22 protein-coding genes and 1 pseudogene are annotated in these 17,525 nt (G+C 61.2%); 13 read left to right on the plus strand and 10 right to left on the minus strand.

Annotated features, from left to right (window positions below):
• Entirely contained in the window at positions 1 to 843 is an 843-nt protein-coding gene (copD, locus tag NW75_RS12430; protein WP_231565179.1) for a copper homeostasis membrane protein CopD, read from the plus strand.
• A 94-nt stretch (positions 844 to 937) separates the two neighbouring features.
• On the opposite strand, the gene NW75_RS12435 is transcribed toward copD, so the two are convergent.
• Together NW75_RS12435 and NW75_RS12440 are read right to left on the minus strand one after the other, a co-directional pair.
• Positions 938 to 2,206, minus strand: a complete 1,269-nt coding sequence (locus tag NW75_RS12435; RefSeq protein ID WP_231565180.1) for a type II restriction endonuclease — start codon at positions 2,204 to 2,206, stop codon at positions 938 to 940.
• Positions 2,207 to 2,325: 119 nt separating this feature from the next.
• The gene (locus NW75_RS12440) at positions 2,326 to 2,682 is read right to left on the minus strand and encodes a flagellar biosynthetic protein FliQ (RefSeq protein ID WP_010405494.1); all 357 of its coding nucleotides are present in this window, start codon (positions 2,680 to 2,682) and stop codon (positions 2,326 to 2,328) included.
• Positions 2,683 to 2,909: 227 nt separating this feature from the next.
• Between NW75_RS12440 and NW75_RS12445 the strand changes: the two genes are divergently transcribed.
• The 3 genes and pseudogenes from NW75_RS12445 (at position 2,910) to cueR (ending at position 6,652) form a co-directional block, all read left to right on the plus strand.
• Positions 2,910 to 3,797 (plus strand): NAD(P)/FAD-dependent oxidoreductase, encoded by an 888-nt coding sequence (locus tag NW75_RS12445; protein WP_010405493.1) that lies wholly within the window; start codon positions 2,910 to 2,912, stop codon positions 3,795 to 3,797.
• A gap of 115 nt (positions 3,798 to 3,912) precedes the next feature.
• Positions 3,913 to 6,269: pseudogene (locus NW75_RS12450) on the plus strand (heavy metal translocating P-type ATPase).
• Positions 6,266 to 6,652 (plus strand): Cu(I)-responsive transcriptional regulator, encoded by a 387-nt coding sequence (gene cueR / locus NW75_RS12455; RefSeq protein WP_010405488.1) that lies wholly within the window; start codon positions 6,266 to 6,268, stop codon positions 6,650 to 6,652. The pseudogene NW75_RS12450 and the gene cueR overlap by 4 nt, the downstream one beginning before the upstream one ends.
• A gap of 129 nt (positions 6,653 to 6,781) precedes the next feature.
• Here the strand turns inward: cueR and NW75_RS23810 are convergent, their stop codons facing one another.
• Genes NW75_RS23810 through NW75_RS12465 form a run of 3 tightly spaced genes read right to left on the minus strand, consistent with a single transcriptional unit; the run spans position 6,782 to position 8,112 of the window.
• The gene (locus NW75_RS23810) at positions 6,782 to 6,895 is read right to left on the minus strand and encodes a DUF1289 domain-containing protein (RefSeq protein WP_081988753.1); all 114 of its coding nucleotides are present in this window, start codon (positions 6,893 to 6,895) and stop codon (positions 6,782 to 6,784) included.
• A 10-nt stretch (positions 6,896 to 6,905) separates the two neighbouring features.
• Positions 6,906 to 7,826: a CDF family Co(II)/Ni(II) efflux transporter DmeF gene (gene dmeF / locus NW75_RS12460; RefSeq protein WP_029622632.1), complete on the minus strand. Its 921-nt coding sequence runs from the start codon at positions 7,824 to 7,826 to the stop codon at positions 6,906 to 6,908.
• A 10-nt stretch (positions 7,827 to 7,836) separates the two neighbouring features.
• Positions 7,837 to 8,112, minus strand: coding sequence for a metal/formaldehyde-sensitive transcriptional repressor (locus tag NW75_RS12465; protein ID WP_010405486.1), 276 nt, complete (start codon positions 8,110 to 8,112; stop codon positions 7,837 to 7,839).
• A 109-nt stretch (positions 8,113 to 8,221) separates the two neighbouring features.
• Here NW75_RS12465 and NW75_RS12470 point away from each other — a divergent pair, with 109 nt between their 5' ends.
• From NW75_RS12470 to arsH, 6 genes are all read left to right on the plus strand, one after another.
• On the plus strand, positions 8,222 to 8,554 hold the full coding sequence (locus NW75_RS12470; protein ID WP_029622631.1) for an ArsR/SmtB family transcription factor: 333 nt from the start codon (positions 8,222 to 8,224) through the stop codon (positions 8,552 to 8,554).
• Between the two features lie 11 nt (positions 8,555 to 8,565).
• Positions 8,566 to 9,093: an arsenate reductase ArsC gene (locus tag NW75_RS12475; protein WP_010405484.1), complete on the plus strand. Its 528-nt coding sequence runs from the start codon at positions 8,566 to 8,568 to the stop codon at positions 9,091 to 9,093.
• Positions 9,093 to 9,524, plus strand: a complete 432-nt coding sequence (gene arsC, locus NW75_RS12480; protein WP_010405483.1) for an arsenate reductase (glutaredoxin) — start codon at positions 9,093 to 9,095, stop codon at positions 9,522 to 9,524. Before NW75_RS12475 ends, arsC begins: the two co-directional genes overlap by 1 nt.
• Positions 9,521 to 10,588 (plus strand): ACR3 family arsenite efflux transporter, encoded by a 1,068-nt coding sequence (gene arsB, locus NW75_RS12485; protein ID WP_010405482.1) that lies wholly within the window; start codon positions 9,521 to 9,523, stop codon positions 10,586 to 10,588. Before arsC ends, arsB begins: the two co-directional genes overlap by 4 nt.
• Positions 10,585 to 10,947 (plus strand): GNAT family N-acetyltransferase, encoded by a 363-nt coding sequence (locus NW75_RS12490; protein WP_231565181.1) that lies wholly within the window; start codon positions 10,585 to 10,587, stop codon positions 10,945 to 10,947. Before arsB ends, NW75_RS12490 begins: the two co-directional genes overlap by 4 nt.
• Positions 10,948 to 11,014: 67 nt before the next feature.
• Positions 11,015 to 11,755 carry an arsenical resistance protein ArsH gene (gene arsH / locus NW75_RS12495; RefSeq protein WP_010405480.1) on the plus strand — a complete coding sequence of 247 codons (741 nt, stop codon included), beginning with the start codon at positions 11,015 to 11,017 and terminating at the stop codon, positions 11,753 to 11,755.
• A gap of 23 nt (positions 11,756 to 11,778) precedes the next feature.
• Here arsH and NW75_RS12500 read toward each other — a convergent pair whose 3' ends face one another.
• The gene (locus NW75_RS12500; RefSeq protein WP_010405478.1) at positions 11,779 to 12,195 is read right to left on the minus strand and encodes a MerR family transcriptional regulator; all 417 of its coding nucleotides are present in this window, start codon (positions 12,193 to 12,195) and stop codon (positions 11,779 to 11,781) included.
• 183 nt (positions 12,196 to 12,378) lie between these two features.
• Between NW75_RS12500 and NW75_RS12505 the strand changes: the two genes are divergently transcribed.
• On the plus strand, positions 12,379 to 12,636 hold the full coding sequence (locus NW75_RS12505) for a hypothetical protein (RefSeq protein WP_010405476.1): 258 nt from the start codon (positions 12,379 to 12,381) through the stop codon (positions 12,634 to 12,636).
• Positions 12,637 to 12,669: 33 nt separating this feature from the next.
• Here the strand turns inward: NW75_RS12505 and NW75_RS23815 are convergent.
• A protein-coding gene (locus tag NW75_RS23815) for an IS630 family transposase (RefSeq protein WP_137902488.1) occupies positions 12,670 to 13,732 on the minus strand; the annotation gives its coding sequence in 2 pieces (ribosomal slippage) (positions 12,670 to 13,239 and positions 13,241 to 13,732; 1,062 coding nt in all).
• 98 nt (positions 13,733 to 13,830) lie between these two features.
• Between NW75_RS23815 and NW75_RS27375 the strand changes: the two genes are divergently transcribed.
• Positions 13,831 to 14,025, plus strand: a complete 195-nt coding sequence (locus tag NW75_RS27375; RefSeq protein WP_269430326.1) for a GDCCVxC domain-containing (seleno)protein — start codon at positions 13,831 to 13,833, stop codon at positions 14,023 to 14,025.
• A gap of 222 nt (positions 14,026 to 14,247) precedes the next feature.
• Here the strand turns inward: NW75_RS27375 and NW75_RS12520 are convergent, their stop codons facing one another.
• Positions 14,248 to 15,378 (minus strand): site-specific integrase, encoded by a 1,131-nt coding sequence (locus NW75_RS12520; RefSeq protein ID WP_052192383.1) that lies wholly within the window; start codon positions 15,376 to 15,378, stop codon positions 14,248 to 14,250.
• A 560-nt stretch (positions 15,379 to 15,938) separates the two neighbouring features.
• Between NW75_RS12520 and rnk the strand changes: the two genes are divergently transcribed.
• A complete protein-coding gene (rnk, locus tag NW75_RS12525; protein ID WP_033965536.1) occupies positions 15,939 to 16,346 on the plus strand; it encodes a nucleoside diphosphate kinase regulator in 408 nt (135 codons plus the stop codon).
• A 72-nt stretch (positions 16,347 to 16,418) separates the two neighbouring features.
• Here the strand turns inward: rnk and NW75_RS26530 are convergent, their stop codons facing one another.
• Both NW75_RS26530 and NW75_RS23820 read right to left on the minus strand, forming a co-directional pair.
• Positions 16,419 to 16,601: a rod shape-determining protein gene (locus NW75_RS26530; RefSeq protein WP_443024465.1), complete on the minus strand. Its 183-nt coding sequence runs from the start codon at positions 16,599 to 16,601 to the stop codon at positions 16,419 to 16,421.
• Positions 16,561 to 17,430 carry a rod shape-determining protein gene (locus tag NW75_RS23820; RefSeq protein ID WP_231565182.1) on the minus strand — a complete coding sequence of 290 codons (870 nt, stop codon included), beginning with the start codon at positions 17,428 to 17,430 and terminating at the stop codon, positions 16,561 to 16,563. Before NW75_RS23820 ends, NW75_RS26530 begins: the two co-directional genes overlap by 41 nt.
• Positions 17,431 to 17,525: the final 95 nt, after the last annotated feature.

The following is a 17,525-nucleotide window of genomic DNA, read 5'->3' on the forward strand; positions in this document are numbered from 1 at the left end:
ATGGTGGCAATCGCCGTCAGGCTTGGACTCTATCTTGACCTGATGCTTCTTTTTGGGCTGCCGATGTTCGGGCTCTACACATTGCGCGGGACCGAACGGGAATCCGGCTCGGTCCTGCGCTTCCGCTCCGTACTCGCGTCCATCGCCTTGGCCGGCATAGGTCTGTCGATCCTCGGCATGATGGTTTTGGCGGCCTCGATGGGCGGCGTGTCGGTCGATCAGGTAGACCGCGCCACAATCAACATGGTGATCTCGGGCACCTCGATCGGAACGATATGGCAGGTACGAGTGGCCGCACTCTTGCTCGTCCTTTATTTTTCGATTGTCGGATGGCGTCGTCCCGCTTTTGCTCTCGGTTCACTTTCGTTCACGGCAGCGATCGCTCTTGCAACATTGGCCTGGACCGGTCACGGCGCTGCCGATGAAGGCTTGCTGGGATGGGTTCATCTTGGCGCCGATATCACCCATTTGTTGGCAGCAGGGATATGGGTCGGGGCGTTGGCTGCTCTATGCCTACTCATATTTCGCCCCGCCGACCGAATGGCTGTGGACCATATTCACCTTTCGCACCGAGCCTTGGACGGCTTCGCCAGGATCGGCTCAATCGTGGTCGGCCTCCTCATCCTCTCTGGTGTGGTCAACAGCTGGATACTGGTGGGGCCGTCCAGATTGGGATCGCTTTTCACAAGTCTCTATGGTGCGCTGCTGACAGCGAAATTGCTGCTGTTTGGCGCAATGCTCATCCTTGCAGCAGCCAATCGCTTCTTCCTCACGCCTGCGTTGGCGATGGCTGTCGAAAGCGGTGACGCACCAGCGCGATACGGTCGCTTCGCCGAAGTCTGATTGTCGAGAGCGGGTGTGCGCTTGCAATCCTTACGCTCGTTGCCTGGCTCGGACTATTGGCGCCTCCCGCCTCCGGCGTATAGACATTCGCCCATCACGGCAGCGCGCGCGATATGGCCTTGATCGCTTTCAGGCCCGAACCAAAACGGGAGATCGCTTCCTTGTGGCGTTCCAGCTCACCATAGGGAAGATAGGCGATCTCAAGATCTGCGATACGGCTGAAGGCGGGCCGTGCGAGTTGCGCCCGCACCTCGCTCTCGCGGGCATCGGGTGCGACAAGGAACAGCCCGGCGGTGGCGTGCAACTCGCTGCCGCTCAGGGCCAGGTCGAGCATCCGGACGATGCCCGAATAAATCGAAGTCGAATGCTCGACTTCGAAGGCCGCGGCGACACGATCGCTCGCCCGCTCCAGCCACAGTACATCAATAAGACGGATGGCATCGGCACCGGTCGAAGTGGAAATCGACTCCGGCAGGCACTCAAGGCATCCCTCACCAAGACGCACCCCATCATGGAGACGCCCGCGGTCGTTGGCTGCGATCCAGACATCATAGCCTAGCGCATGACCGATGTCGCGAAGCCAGGCCTGAATCTCCGAATGGGTCCGATCGCTTTCGCCCTGCTTCTGAAGGGCCTTGTTGAGACTTTGCGCCTCGGTCCTGGCCTGTTCGAGCCGCGCCGCCCAGGAACCGGCTGCCTGATCGCCCTCGTCGCGTGGTGGCGCAGGATAACGCCCCGAGCCGATATCAAACAACAGCCCCCCAATGGCGCCGAGATCGTTCGACAGCAAATCGCGGAACTGCTCGTTCAGATCAAGGACGCCCGAGCGCATCGCGAGAAAATGCTGCCAGCTGCCCAGCTTCACCTTCCCGCCCGTCAGCTTGTTATAGCCATTGACGATCGCCGTGTTGAACGGCGGGACCAGCGTGGGATGCAGGAAGTAGAGGAGATTGGCGACCGCTGGTCCCAGGCCTTTGATGTTCAGGCGATCAATGGTGTGGATTCCCGCGATAATCTCTTCAGCGGTATCACAGCACGCGCAATGATCCAGCAACCGGCCAAAAGCGCGCTGGTTCGCTGGGTTTTCATAGATGTCAGGGATGCGCAATTTTGGCTTCCAAAGAAACGCATGATCCGCACCTTTGAATATCTGCCGTTGCTCGGCGACCGAATGAACGACCGTTTCCAGCGAAGATCCGCGATAAGCGACGCCGAACCTCCCGGCTTCGATTTCAGCGACCACCTGGGCGAGGCCCCGTCGGATCGAGCGGAAATTCTTGATGCGCTCGTCCCAAAGAAACCAGCTCTGATAGGTCGCGTTCGGGTCTTCCTTCCATCGCTGGATCAGTTGCCGCGCCAGCAATTCAAAGTCTGCCAAACCCTGCTCCCCCCTTCGCCCCAATCTCCTCGGACGCTAGCACTCCATTTCGCGGACCACCAGATTTTGCGGGAGCTGCCCCGGCCTAATAAAAAGGCCTGCGATCATCGTATGTCGTCCGGAATATGCATGAACAGGTCGCGGGTATAGTCGATCAGGAGATCGCCGACGGTCGCCCCGTAGATTGCAAGAAACAGGATGAACGCCAGAAGCTTCGGGACAAAGCTTACCGTCTGTTCGTTGATCGATGTCGCGGCCTGGACCATGGAAATAACCAGCCCGACGACCAGCATCAAAATGAGCGGAGGCCCGGCGATGATCATGATGACCCAGAGTGCCTGGCCCATCGAAACCGAAAAAGGACTGTAGGTCTCCAATTCGCCTCCCGCGGTGACGGGGTCGCGGCGCCAGGACGTGCGCCTAGCGATCCTTGCGGGGCGAGGGGCGTGGAGCGCGATCATTGCTTCCGATCCGTCTTCCCCACGTCCACTTGCCCCCGCGCCACGCTGCGACCCGTGGGCACCTCATTTGTCCATCCTGTCGGTTGATGGGCTACATCTGACTTACGCATCGACGGCTCGTACCCCTCGCGCCCATCTGCATTTTCTCCAGAGAAGCGCCTGCTTTCGAGGGCACATGCCCCGTGCCGCGTAATAGCAATGTCGATCAACGTCAGCGAAAGGCATGCATGTACGACTGCATTATCATTGGCGGAGGCCCCGCAGGCCTAACGGCTGCCACCTATCTGGGCCGGTTTCTGCGAGCCACGCTGGTCGTCGATGCGGGGCCGGGCCGGGCAGCCCGCATCCCAACGACCCATAACCTCCTTGGATTTCCAGACGGAATATCTGGCGCGGATTTGCTTTTGCGTATGCGTCAACATGCAGCTCGCTACGGTGCCGAATTGGCCAACGGAGTCGTCGAGCGCGTCGAGCGCGCCGATACTGGCTTTATCGCCTATACGGGTTCCCAGGCCATTGAGGCACGAACCATATTGCTCGCCCAAGGCGTGACAAATCATCGACCGAGAATAGAGCAGGAAGCGCACGATCGAGGCGTTGCGCAAGGGTTGATACGCTATTGTCCGATCTGCGATGCCTACGAGATCCGCGGCAGGAGAGTCGCCGTGCTGGGCTGTTCCGACCACGGCGCGGCCGAAGCGATTTTCGTTCGCCACTACAGCGATACCGTCACCCTGCTCACTCAGGATGCTTCGGAACTCTCGCACGCTGACGAGGCAAATCTGGTTCGATACGCTATTAGGGTGGAGCGAGCGCCTGTCAGCGATTTGTCGGTCAACGAGAAAGACCTTCTCGCCCATTTAGCCGATGGCCGATCGCTCCAATTCGACACCCTATATGTTGCTCTTGGGACCTCCGCTCACTCGGAACTGGCGCGGATGGCTGGTGCCGAATTGGCCCCGTCAGGGTGCATCGTCGTCGATGAGCATCAGCAAACGACGATCAGCGGTATGTTCGCCGCCGGCGACATGGTCGAAGGGCTGGATCAAATCGCAGTAGCGGCGGGCCAGGCGGCCAGGGCAGCGACCTCCATTCACAATCGATTGTCTGGCTGATCCGGGGAAACGAGGGTCGCCCACGCAAAAATATATGAGAGCCGGGGTTGACCCTGACATGATGTCAGACCCCAGATTGCATTCGTCGATAAGGAGACGAGCCGTGACTGATCCGATTCCTGAGAGCAAATCTGATGCGCATAGCTGCTGCGCGGGCAAGCACGATGCCACCACGGGCTCGAAGATGGCCAAGGATCCAGTGTGCGGCATGATGGTCGATCCGGCTGTCGCCTCTCATCATGTCTCGCATGGGGGAAAGGAATATTATTTCTGTAGTGCGGGGTGCCGCGCCAAGTTCGCCTCCGACCCCGAGCGCTATTTGTCTGAGGGTAGTAACAGGCCGGCGGCGCCCCAGCCCGGCGCCATCTGGACCTGCCCCATGCACCCGCGGATCCGTCAGGATCATCCCGGGCCATGCCCGATATGTGGTATGGCCCTCGAACCGGAGGTTGTAACTGCAGACTCGGGGCCAAGCGCTGAACTGCTCGATATGTCTCGCAGGTTTTGGATCGCTTTGGCGCTTACGGTGCCCATCTTCGTGCTGGAAATGGGCGGACACCTGTTCCCAGCGCTGCACAGCCTCATTTCCGAGCGCATATCGGGCTGGCTCCAGTTCGCTTTGGCAACCCCGGTCGTGATCTGGGCGGGCTGGCCATTTTTCGAGCGCGGTTGGGCCTCTGTCCGGACCCGCAACCTCAACATGTTTACCTTGATCGCGATGGGGACGGGCGTGGCCTGGGCTTATAGTGTGGTGGCCACTGCAGCGCCGGGCATATTCCCTGCAGCTTTTCGTATGATGGACGGCACGGTCGCGATCTATTTCGAGGCGGCTGCCGTGATCACCGTCCTTGTCCTCCTGGGCCAGGTTCTTGAGTTGCGCGCTCGCGAGCGCACCTCGGGCGCGATCAAGGCTCTTCTCAATCTCGCTCCCAAGACCGCGCGCAGGATTATGGCGGACGGGAATGACGAAGAAGTCGCGATCGACCTGATCGCTGTCGGCGACCGACTGCGGGTCCGCCCCGGCGAAAAAGTACCCGTAGATGCCATCGTCGAGGAGGGCCGCTCCTCCATCGATGAATCGATGGTAACCGGCGAATCGATGCCGGTGACGAAAACGGTCGCGGCCCTTGCGTCGCAGGAACCGTGAACCAGACGGGATCGCTCATCGTGCGCGCCGACAAGATCGGCCGCGATACAATGCTGGCGCGGATCGTTCAAATGGTCGCCGATGCGCAGCGATCGCGCGCTCCGATCCAGCGCATGGCTGACAAGGTCGCTGGCTGGTTCGTACCCGCCGTGCTCGGCATCGCGCTGCTCTCCTTCGCGATTTGGGCGATCTGGGGTCCAGAGCCGCGATTGGCACACGGCCTCGTTGCGGCCGTTGCGGTATTGATTATTGCTTGCCCCTGCGCGTTGGGGCTTGCGACTCCGATGTCGATCATGGTCGGTATCGGGCGCGGCGCTGGGCTTGGTGTCCTGATCAAGAATGCCGAGGCGCTCGAGCGAATGGAGAAGGTCGATACGATCGTCGTCGACAAGACCGGCACCCTGACCGAGGGACGCCCTTCCCTGACCGCCATCGTGGCGATGGACGGCTTTTCGGAGGATGATATTCTTCGGTTGGCCGCTGGCGTCGAACGGGCATCCGAACATCCCTTGGCGCTTGCGATCGTCGCTGCGGCCAAGCTCCGCCAGCTCGACATTCCTGAAGTTTCGGATTTCGACTCGCCCACGGGCAAAGGCGCTGTCGGCACCGTCGGTGGCAAGCGCATATTCCTGGGTGCTGGAGCTTATCTAAACGAGAATGGCATCGATGTATCGACAGCAGCCACGCAGGCAGATGACATGCGGGCGGACGGCGCCACTGCGATCTTCGCGGCGGTCGATGGCCGCGTCGCAGGAATTCTGGCAATTGCAGATCCTATCAAGGCAACAACCGCTGAAGCGCTGGCGGCGCTGCGAAAGGAAGGCATCAGCGTCGTCATGCTGACCGGCGACAATCGAACGACAGCCCAGGCCGTGGCTCGTAAACTTGGTATCGACGCGGTTGAAGCGGAAGTCCTGCCCGATCAGAAAAGCGCAGTCGTGCTGCGCCTGCAACGCGAAGGCCGTGTGGTTGCAATGGCGGGCGATGGAGTGAACGATGCGCCAGCGCTGGCGGCGGCCGACGTCGGCATCGCCATGGGTTCGGGGACGGACGTCGCCATCGAGAGCGCAGGCGTGACGCTGCTCAAAGGCGATCTCAATGGGATCTTGCGCGCGCGACGGCTGAGCGAGGCGACGATGGCCAATATCCGCCAGAATCTTTTCTTTGCCTTCATCTACAATGCCGCAGGCGTCCCCATCGCTGCAGGTTTGCTCTACCCGGTGTTCGGCATTCTTCTGTCGCCCATTATCGCTGCAGCAGCGATGGCCCTCTCGTCCGTCAGCGTCGTCACCAATGCGCTGCGTCTCAACCGGGTGGCACTGTGAACATCGGCGGCGCATCAGCGGGGAGCAGCGTCTCGCAGCGGATGATCCGCCACTACGAGAAGATCGGTCTCATTCCGCCGCCGCCGCGGCGTGACGGTGGCTATCGAGACTATTCTGACGCTGACGTACATCGGCTGCGTTTCATCGCCAATGCCCGCGATCTCGGTTTTCCGATCGAAGAAATCCGAAAGCTGCTTGGTCTCTGGTCTGATCGCGATCGCGCGAGCGCGGAAGTCAAGGCGCTGGCGGAATCGCGCGCCGCGGACCTCGGCCGGAAGGCGGACGCGCTCAATGCGATGCGCGAAGCATTGCTCGACCTGGCGAAGGGCTGCCACGGCAACGAGCGGCCCGAATGTCCGATAATCACGCGCCTGGCCTCCTGAGCCTATCTGGCGGGGTCGGAAGATCGCCAGCAGGGCACGCTAGCCGCAAGGCTAGCCGATTCACTTGTGCAGGCCGCGTCCTGCCAGCTTCGCGAGCCGGCGCGGTAGGTCGGCAGCGATTTTGCGTTGCTATTGCGGCTGCGCCTTCTTCCATGTCCTGCATTCGGGTTTGGACCTGCCGCACCCTCGGCACCAGCCGGTCGAACCGTTGAACGCGCACAAGTCTATGCACGGGGACTTCACGCGTGCGCTTTCAATGGCATTCGATTGTCAGATGCTTCAACTCGTGGACGGGGACGAGCCGGTTACGGATAACACCCGCATCGATGCCCACGCCACCAACAACACCGACGATCGCGGCATGGGCGTCAGGGCCGACGCGCCAGACATGGAGATCGGAAATGCGCGCATCTCCTGGTCCTTCGACAAGATCCTGTATTTCCTCGGCAACGTGATTGTCTGTCGTATCGAGAAGGACTGCGGCGGTATCGCGCATCAAGCTCCAGGACCAGCGAGCGATCACCACTGCCCCGACGATTCCCATGACAGGGTCCATCCAGACCCAGCCCAGATAGCGGCCTGCCAGAAGAGCCGTGATCGCCAACACAGAGGTGAGAGCGTCGGCGAGGACGTGCACATAGGCTGAGCGGAGGTTATTGTCGCCGCCATGGGCATCATGGTCATGGGCGTGATCGTCATGACCGTGATGATGGTGGCTACCCGAGAGCAGGAATGCACTGACGATGTTCACGCCGAGCCCAATGACCGCAATCACCGTTGCTTCGCCAAACGCGACCTTGATGGGTTCGAACAGCCGCAGGATCGATTCGACCCCGATCCCCAAGGCGATAAGGCCTAGCACGAGCGCCGAAGCGAAGCCTGCCAAGTCGCCGACCTTCCCGGTTCCGAAGCTGAACCGTCCACTGGATGCATGCCGCTTGGCATAGGCATAGGCAATCGCTGCGACACTCAGCGCCCCGGCATGGGTCGCCATATGAAAACCGTCGGCAAGGAGCGCCATCGAGCCGGTAACATAGCCGGCGAAGATTTCGCCGATCATCATCACAGCCGTCAGCACCACAACCCACAAGGTCCTGCGGGCGTTCTCGTCGTGAGAGGCCCCAAGATACACATGGTCGTGTGTAAAGGCTTCAATGTCGCGGGACGTGGTCAATATCTCAGCCTCATTTTGCGTAGCGGCGTATGACCGCGATCAGTTCTTCCGCCCCTGCGGCGCGCTCCTCGGCCGGAAGATCGGGATGCGCCACATGGGCGCGGACATGCTCTTCGATAATCTCGTCCATGAGGCCGTTGATGGCACCGCGTGTCGCTGCAACCAGGTGCAGCGTCGTCGTGCAGTCCGTCCCTGCCGCCAGCGCTTTTTCAATCGCCGTGACCTGACCGGCGATGCGGCGCACCCGCTTCAGGAGTTCATCATTGCCTTCGGTCAAATGTCCCATAGCATACCCCCCTATCCTATAGACAGGCGCGCCGCCATAGCGATCAACTGGAAAACGGATTCACTGAATGGGGCTGGCGTCCGCACCATATATCTATAATAGCGGATATATGGAATCGGTATCTGCTATCTCGGCGCTAGGAGCGCTTGCGCAAACAACGAGGCTCGATGCCTTTCGTCTTCTGGTTCGGCACGAACCCGATGGACTCGCCGCGGGCGAGGTCGCGCGGGCGCTCGACGTGCCGCAGAACACCATGTCAGTGCATCTGGCGACCCTCGCGCGCGCTGGGCTCATTCGTTCCGAGCGACGCAGCCGGATCATCAACTACCGTGCCGACCTCGACCAGTTGAAGGCGCTCACGCTGTTCCTCGTCAAGGATTGCTGCGGCGGCAAGGCGGAGCTGTGCGAGCCGCTGATCGCCGAACTTTTCCCCTGCTGCTGATGGAGCCCATCATGTCCGATCGCGTCTTCAACATCCTCTTCCTGTGTACAGGTAACTCGGCACGCTCGATTCTCGCGGAGAGTGCGCTCACCAAGCTGGGCAACGGACGCTTCCGTGCCTTCTCCGCTGGGAGCTATCCCAAGGGTGCGGTCAATCCCGACGCCATCGCCTTGCTCGAACGGACCGAATATCCGACCGATGGCCTGCGATCGAAGAGCTGGGACGAGTTCTCCGGACCTGACGCGCCGGTGATGGATTTCGTGTTCACCGTCTGCGACGACGCGGCCGGCGAGACCTGCCCGATCTGGCCCGGCCATCCCGTCACCGCCCATTGGGGGATCGAAGATCCGAGCCACGTTCTGGGCACCCCTGTCGAACGTGAGCGCGCCTTCGGCACGGCGCTCCGCTACCTCGAGAACCGCATCAAGCTCTTCATCGCGCTCCCGTTCGAGAAACTCGAGGCTCGTGCGCTGCAAGCCCAGGTTCGCGAGATCGGCCATGGCGAAGGTGCGAGCAGCCGTCGCGGGGATGCGGCCTGATGCCAATCGACATGATCATCTACCACAACCCTGAGTGCGGCACCTCGCGTAACACGCTGGCGATGATCCGTAATGCCGGGATCGAGCCGCATGTCGTGGAGTATCTGAAGACCCCGCCGTCGCGGCCTATGCTGGTGTCGCTGATCGAACGTATGGGGATCGCACCCCGCGCTCTCCTGCGCGAGAAGGGCACGCCGTTTGCGGAACTGGGGCTTGGTGATGTGTCGCTCGGCGATGACCAATTGATCGATGCGATGATGGCGCATCCGATCCTCATCAACCGCCCGATCGTCGTATCGCCGCTCGGCGTGAAACTCTGTCGCCCTTCCGAACAGGTGCTCGACCTGCTGCCGAACGCGCAGCTTGGCGCCTTCGCCAAGGAGGACGGCGAACAGGTCATCAACGCAGCCGGCAACAGGGTCGGCGCATGACGGCCCCGATCGCGGCGCCGGCCAAGCCGGCGATCAGCACGTTCGAGCGCTATCTCAGTGCCTGGGTTGCGCTCTGCATCGTCGTCGGCATTGCCCTTGGCTACGCATTGCCAGGCTTGTTCAGGGCGATCGCATCGGCCGAAGTCGCGCGGGTCAACCTCGTGGTCGCCGTGCTGATCTGGTTGATGATCATCCCCATGCTGCTCAAGATCGATCTCGGCGCGCTGGGGTCGGTCAGGCGGCACTGGAAGGGCGTCGGCGTGACGCTCTTCATCAACTGGGCGGTGAAGCCGTTCTCCATGGCGCTGCTTGGCACGGTCTTCCTTGGCTGGCTGTTTCGGCCGCTCCTGCCGGCCGCCGACATCAGTTCCTATATCGCCGGCCTGATCCTGCTGGCGGCCGCACCCTGCACCGCGATGGTGTTCGTCTGGTCGAACCTTTGCGACGGCGACCCGACCTATACGCTGAGCCAGGTCGCGCTGAACGACGTCATCATGGTGTTTGCCTTTGCACCGCTGGTCGCCCTGCTGCTCGGCGTCGCATCGATCACGGTCCCGTGGGACACGCTGCTGATCTCGGTGGCGCTCTACATCGTGGTGCCGGTGATCGTTGCACAACTTGTCCGTCGCGCCCTGCTGTCGGCGGGCGGTCAGCCGACACTGGATCGGATGTTGGCCCGGCTGGGTCCGGTGTCACTCATGGCGCTCCTGACGACACTCGTCCTACTGTTCGGCTTTCAGGGTGAGGCAATCATCGCCCATCCATTGGTGATCGCCCTGATCGCGGTGCCGATCCTGATCCAGGTCTATTTCAACGCTGGCCTCGCCTACTGGCTCAGCCACCGGTTCGGTGTCGCCTGGTGCGTGGCCGCGCCCGCCGCGCTGATCGGCGCATCCAACTTCTTCGAGTTGGCGGTCGCCGCTGCGATAAGCCTGTTCGGGCTCAATTCGGGCGCGGCGCTTGCGACCGTGGTCGGCGTGCTGGTCGAGGTTCCGGTCATGCTGTCGGTGGTGAAGATCGTGAAGGCGACCCGGCCCTGGTATGAGGAGCGGGTGCCGGCATGATCGCGACAGCGCTCGACACCACCGTGCTATCCGATCTGGCGGCCGATCTTGCTGAAGCCGGCCTGCCGACCAGTGACCTTGCCGAACCGGGACGTCGCTTCTTCCGGTTCGAGGATGCTGCCGGTATCGTCGGATATGCTGGCATGGAGGGCGACGGGCCTGATCGGCTGCTGCGATCGCTGATCGTGAAGCCTAATCGGCGCAGCGGCAGCATGGGCACTGCCATTCTCGGCGCGATCGAGCAGGCGGCGACCGAGGAAGGCGTTGCTTCCCTCTATCTGCTGACCACCACGCCGAACCGTTCTTCCGGCGGCATGGCTATGTCATGGCCAACCCTGCCGATGCGCCCGACGCCATAACCGGATCGGCCGAGTTTCGGTCGCTGTGCCCGGCGAGCGCCGCCTTCCTCTCCAAGCGGATTGCCTGATGTCACGTCTTCGTATCCTTGCCGACCCCGATTTCACGCCGGCGCTCGATCGCGACGTGATTCGCCCTGATTTCGCGACGGGGCTCGGTTCGCTCGATCATCCGCCGCGCATCCTGCTGCTCTACGGTTCGCTCCGCGAGCGGTCGTTCAGCCGGCTTGCTGTCGAGGAAGCGGCACGGTTGTTGATCCTGTTCGGCGCCGAGGTGCGAATATTCGACCCAAGCGATTTGCCATTGCCCGATCAGGTGAAGGCCGATGACCACCCCGCCGTCCACGAATTGCGCGAGCATTCCTTGTGGTCGGAAGGTCAGGTGTGGTGCAGCCCGGAGCGGCACGGCCAGATCACCGGCATCATGAAGGCCCAGATCGACCATCTTCCACTGGAGTTCGGCGGCATGCGGCCGACACAGGGCCGAACGCTCGCTGTCATGCAGGTGTCAGGCGGATCGCAGTCGTTCAATGCCGTCAACACGCTTCGGCTGCTTGGTCGCTGGATGCGGATGTTCACGATCCCCAACCAGTCGAGCGTCGCGATGGCGTTCAAGGAGTTTGACGAAGCGGGGCGAATGAAGCCGTCCAGCTATTATGATCGCATCGTCGATGTGATGGAGGAACTGGTTCGGTTCACTGTTCTTACCCGGGGTCATGCGGATCAACTCGTCGATCGATATTCCGAGCGCAAGACGGCGGCCGCCAAGCGCGACGCCGTGAAGGACCTTGCGTCGCAGTCGGTCGGCTGACCTGATCCGGACAGCCTCCGGGTCTACCGCGCTTCTGCAGTGCAAAGCGTTTCTAGCAAGGGACAGCCCAAGGTGTCGCCGGCTTCGCAGGCGGCGACGGTGTCGCCGAGCACTTGTTCCATACGGCGAAGGTCGGCGATTTTCAGGCGGATATCCCGCAGATGCTTGCTCGCCAGATCGCGCGCCTGCGCGCACGAGGCAACGCCCCCGTCGGCAAGTGCCAACAGCGCTCGCACCGCGTCGATCGGGAAGCCCAGTTCGCGCGCACGTCGCACGAACGACAGTCGCCGAACATCCGACGGGCAATAGGCGCGGTATCGCCCGCGGCGCAGCGGTACCGGGAGGACACCGATGCGTTCATAATAGCGGATCGTCTCGATGTTGCAGCCCGTGCGCTGCGAGAGTTCGCCGATCGGGATCGTGGTACCGGACGTCGCCATCATCAAATTTCCCTTGAGTCTGTAGTAGCTACAGACACTAGGCTAGGATCGCACCGGTCTCAAGGAGTCGCCATGTCTGAACCTTCTTCCAATCCACATTCGCCGAAGGGATTGGGAACCGCGTCTCTCACTCTCGGAGGAATCGCGGCAGGTTTCGGCGTTGCAGCTTGCTGTGCCCTGCCGATGCTGCTGGCTTCAGTCGGTATCGGATCGGCATGGCTGGCCGGAATCGCCATGGCCGCGCTCCCCTATCGCGTGGCGCTCCTTGCGATCGGCGCACTATGCCTCCTTGCAGGCGCCGCACTTCTCGTTCGTCAGCAAGCGGCGGCAGCGCGCTGCGCATCGGACGCCGCATGCACCTCTCGCGTCACGCGGCTCATCACTCTTGCCGGCCTGCTGATCGGTGCCATCCTGCTCTGGCTGGGCTATGTCTATGTCTGACATCAGCCCGGAGCTAATACCAACCTGCATTGATCACGACCCACGCGCCCATTTGCGGCGTCCGATTGTCATGATGCGCCATGGCTGATCAACCAGCCTGTTCCAAGCCTCGCAGCAAAGGTCGATGATGTTGTCGTGGGATGTGAAGATGCGGTTGGATAGCCAGTTATCGCGCATGAACTGCCAGATATTTTCTACCGGGTTGAGTTCGGGGCATTTGGGCGGCAGCGGAACGATGCTGATATTATCAGGTACTTCCAGTTTCCCGGTCATGTGCCATCCGGCTTGATCCATCAGCAACACGCCATGGGCGCCCGGCTCGATAGCAAGCGATATCTCCGCCAGATGCAGCGACATGGTCTGGGTATTGCAGAATGGGAGAACCAGGCCAGCGCCCTTGCCAAGTTCGGGGCAGATGGCACCGAAGATGTAGGCCGATTTCGTTCGTTGGTCCTTGGGTGCCGAGGGCCGCGTGCCGCGCCTGGCCCAGCGGCGGGTGATCTTGTTTTTCTGGCCGATCCGGGCTTCGTCCTGAAACCAGACCTCTATCGCCGTGCCGCGCGGAAGGGCGACCTTGATCTTTGCCAGCTCGGCTGCAAAGCCCCTTTTTAAAGTCCTCCATCGCATATTCATTCTGCGCATGGTGACGCGGGCGCGCCGTCAGTTTGACATAGCCCAGCTTCTTCAACTCCCGTCCCACGGTCGTTTCCGTCAGGGACACCCCGAACTCATCATGGAGCCACCGCGTCAGGTCGATCAGTCTCCAACGCACAACTCCATGGATCGCCGGGATCGGACCGCTTTCAACGATCTCCGCAAGAGCCTGGCGCTGGGCATCGCTCAACAAAGGGGGCTTGCCCGGTGCCTTACCATTAAGGAGCCCGTCAGGACCTCTATCATTGAACCGCACGACCCAGTCCCGCACGATCTGCAACGTCACTCCGCCGATACGCGCCGCATCGCTGCGGCTCCCGCCATCATAAATTTCCGCCAAAGCCAGAAGCCGACGGCCCTGGTTCGCGCTCTTGGTCACGCGCGCCAGTCGCCTCAAGCTCGCGGCGTCAAAGTCGTTCCGCATTCCGATCGCTGCACCCATGGCCATGCCCTCCAATCGACAGCCATAGAGTCAGAGTTTCGCCGCTTTGGGAATCCCCCCGTGAGTCAGTATCATCGGAGGTTGGTATAAGTTCGACGATCACCTGTCCCGAGTGCGGCACGATGACGACCGAGCAGATGCCAACGAACGCCTGCCAGTTTTTCTACGACTGTACTGGCTGCAACGCTATGCTTCGGCCCAAGCCCGGCGATTGCTGTGTGTTCTGTTCGTATGGAACTGTTCCCTGTCCGCCGATTCAGATCGATGGCAAGGGCGCGCACTGTTGCAGCTAGTTTCCGGTGTTGTCGTGGACGAAGTATAATAGAACGAAGGATCGAAGCGAAACGGCCTGCAACAATCTGTGTCGAGGTCGCGGTCAGGTGTCCGCAACGTAAAGCGAAACTTCTCCTTCCTGTCCCAAGGTCGCGGCTAATTCGCTGGGCGATAGAAGGCGCCGAGTCGATTTCATGGGTAGGCGGTACCCCACGGTCTTGACCAGACGGGGAGCAACCTGGTCATCCCAGCTTGACCATCAGCCTTCCGGCTGCCCCCTGCTCCGCAGCCAGGTTGCGGTTGTAGGCAAGCGGCATGCGTGGAGATTTCCACCGCAGCGCGTCCATGATGCCGGCCAGATCCTCGCCGCTGGTAAACAGGTCCTGGTTGAGCCCCACGCGCGTCGAATGCGCGCTGATCCCCTTGAGCAGCCGGACCAGGTCGTCGGCGGTGAGATCGGCCAGAGCTCCACAGTCGAACGCGCGCTGGATCATCGACCGATAGATCGGGCCAACCGATGCGGGATGCAGCGCGCCCTCCCCCACATCATACTCGACCCGCGCAGGCACCGCAGATTTTGACAGTGTCTTGCGCAGATCCCAGCTTTCTCGCCCCGAGATGCTATCGATGGATCGCCCGCGCACCGCCGCCTTCGCCTTGTATCGCCGCACATTAACGCGGCGAAACACCGCCCCTTCCCCTATGCCGGCCGCCTCCAACCAAGCCGCAATCGCACGCACCGTACGCGGGCTCAGATAGGCGGTCGCCCCCTCCCCCTCCTGATCACCCTTGCTGCGCGGGATGCTGAGCAGCCGCGCGTCGGGATCGATCGCCTCGATGATGTGCTCGACCTCGATCGCGACCAGCTCCGAGGCCCGCAGGCCGGTATCGTAACCGGCCGAGAGCAGTGCGCGATCGCGCAGGCCCGGCAGATCCTCCGCGCAGCACTCAAGCAGCGCCCGCACATTCAGCCCGCGGGGTTCGTCACGTTCGACATTGCGTACCGGTCCCTTGAAGCGCAGCGGCCGCGCTTGCTTCTGCGCGGTGCCGAGACGACGACGGATCGCCTGCAACCGGAGTTTCACCAGCGACGCCGGCGTTGGATCCTTGAGATCGAGCAGCATGTGGATTTTGGCGATCGACGCTTTGTAGCGGCCGAGCGAAGCCGGCTTGCTCCCCTTCTCGGCGCGAGCGTCGAGATAGTCCGCCACGGTTTCAGGGCTCGCTGGCAACGCGACCCGGTTGTGGCGCCGGCACCAGAGATCGAATGCTTCGAGGTCGGACTTGAGGGCGCGGATGCTGTGGGGCGACGACGCGGCCTGATAGGCGGCAATCAGCGCCTCGTTGACGACGACGCGTTCTCCCGCGTGCATCTGCACGACCGCCCACGACAGATCGTCGGCCGACGCAGCTGGCGCGGGCGCTCCGCTTTCCCCCCGTCACCAGGGCGGTTTCATCGATCGGCGCAGCGCGTTCCATCGGCGCCGAGCATACGCCACCTTATAAAGAGAGGCAAATACGGACATGTGATAACTGTATTATCAGCATGTGCATATCCGATGAAGCTCATGCATAATCAACTTAACATACCTATTATTATCAAACCGCAATCGCCGCGCTAGATGGAGATGTCATCCCCGCCGTTGATGGCGCGTGACTTGGATAATTTTGAGCTCATCGGTAACTAATATCGCTCGAACGCGAGAAAGTGGTGCCGCGTTTGACAATCCTTGGATCAACCTCCACATTGAAACGATGAGCACCGTCAATCTTTTGCAGCGTGTCCGCACGCACGCGGGTCAACTCCTGACCGGCAAATAGCCCCGGACTCCCTTGCGGCTTCCCGCTCGAGTTCGGGGTCGCTACCTTTCACACACATACATACGAGTGCGGCGCAAGCATTTGCGCGCCCGTCACATGAAAGTATCATATCATGACCCGCCCCGCGGCGCGCCCCCCAATACATCTTTTGGACAGCGAAGCTGACCGCCTCTCCGACCTGGCTATGAGCATTGAAGACCGCCAGCCGGAGGTCAGTGCTTTGCTCCTGTCCGAGATTGAACGCGCCAAAATTCATCGTCCAGGAAAGCTGCCAGCCGGGATTGTGACGATGCTTTCGACGGTCGAATTCGTCGATGAAGGGAGCGACACGCGCCGAACCCTCAAGCTGGTATTTCCGCCTGACGCAGACATCGAAGCCGGACGAATATCGATACTGACGCTCGTGGGTGCAGGCCTGATCGGATTGGCAGAAGGTCAATCGATTCTCTGGCCGGATCGCGAACATCACGAGCGACGGCTTCGGATCGTCAGGGTGACCCGGGACGGCGAACTGCCGTGACGGCCGATCGCGAATATCGAGCAGCCTGATAGTGCTAAAACTCAGTGATGCGCGATCGAGCCCTGCCCGACTTCAGACCATCATAGCGCCAAGACCCTTCGCGACGCAGCGAAGGGGTTCGTCGGCGACGTGCGTTCGCAGGCCTGTCGCCTGCGTTATAGCATGCTGAAGAATCTTCACTGAGGCACTGCCACCGCTGAGGTAGATCCCGCGATCATGAATATCGCGGGATAGCTCTGGCGGTGTCTCGTTCAAAGCGTCTCGAACAACGTCTACGATAAGAGCCGCATGGCGGTCGATAACGCCGATTAATTCTTGCGCGCTGACACAAAAAGTAGCGGGGCCTCCCGACAAAAACGTTATGGCCTTTCAATTCCAGATCCGACGTATTGGATTGATCGTCAAAGAGTCGCTCAGAGATCTCCAGCTTTACGCGTTCGGCTGTTTCTTGCCCGATCAGAAACTTATGCCTGGAATGAAGATGATTGATGATAGCCTGGTTTAGGGCATGCCCGCCGATACGCACCGACCGTTGAACGCAAAGTGCACCAAGTGAGAGCACGCCGACTTCCGTCGTCCCGGCGCCACATTCTATGAGCATCGAACCTTCCGGCTCTTCCACGGGTAGTCCCGCCCCGAACGCTGCTGCGAGCGGCTCGGGCACCAGTTCAACAACGCGGACACCGGCATCGTTGGCGGTTGTTACCAAGGCGGTTCTCTCGGCATGTGTCGCATCGGCGGGCACTCCGATGATCGCGCGCGGTGATCGGAGTCGACGGCGACCGATGCTTGCATGGATCGCATGGCGCAACATTTCGCGGCCAGCTTCGATGTCGTTCAACACCCCACGGGCCAAGGGACGCGCTATGCGAAGCGGCCCCGACGTTCGACCGACGATGCGAGTGACGGCTTCACCAACAGCGAGCAACTTCGGTTCCCAGGTCTCATCGCTGAAACAGCAAAGCGAGGGTTCTTCGAACACGATTCCAGAACCGCGCACATAGATCCGCGTGTTCGCTGTTCCAAAATCGATCGCAAGGTCGGCAGCACCTCTTTTGAGGGCTGCATGCTGTGTCGTTGTCATAAGGACGCGCTAGCAGAATCTAGCTGGTTTGTATTCCTCGTGGGCATCGCGTGCGTTAACACCACGGTAGCCCGACATGCTGCCAGCGTTCAGGT

Origin of the sequence: Sphingomonas sp. Ant H11 (assembly GCF_000797515.1) — a bacterium.
Taxonomy (GTDB): Bacteria; Pseudomonadota; Alphaproteobacteria; order Sphingomonadales; family Sphingomonadaceae; genus Sphingomonas.